Origin of the sequence: Paraburkholderia sp. SIMBA_053 (genome assembly GCF_046534895.1) — a bacterium.
Taxonomy (GTDB): domain Bacteria; phylum Pseudomonadota; class Gammaproteobacteria; order Burkholderiales; family Burkholderiaceae; genus Paraburkholderia; species Paraburkholderia caledonica.
Window position 1 is genome coordinate 1 of the sequence record NZ_JAWRXU010000672.1, and the last position, 273, is coordinate 273.

Consider the following 273-nt stretch of genomic DNA (forward strand, 5'->3'; position numbering starts at 1 on the left):
CTCTGTTCAGTTTCTCGCGGAGCGCTTTGCGGACGACCTTTCCAGTGGAGGTCATGGGAAGTTCGTCCACGAAATAAACTTTGCGCGGATACTCGTGCCCGGCGAGCTTCGTCCTCACGTGTCTCTGCAATTCGGCCATCAGTGCATCGTCGCCCCGATATGGTGGTTTTAGCACGATAAACGCACACACAATTTCAGTGCGTTGCGGGTCCGGCGCGCCAACCACGGCGACGTATCGCACAGCAGGATGATTTAGCAGCGTATCTTCGATCG

At 56.0% G+C, this 273-nt stretch carries 1 protein-coding gene; it reads right to left on the bottom strand.

Features of this window, described 5'->3' with window-relative positions; translation table 11 throughout:
- A partial coding sequence (locus SB753_RS37275) for an AMP-binding enzyme (RefSeq protein ID WP_410805167.1) occupies positions 1 to 273 on the bottom strand: 273 nt, incomplete at both ends.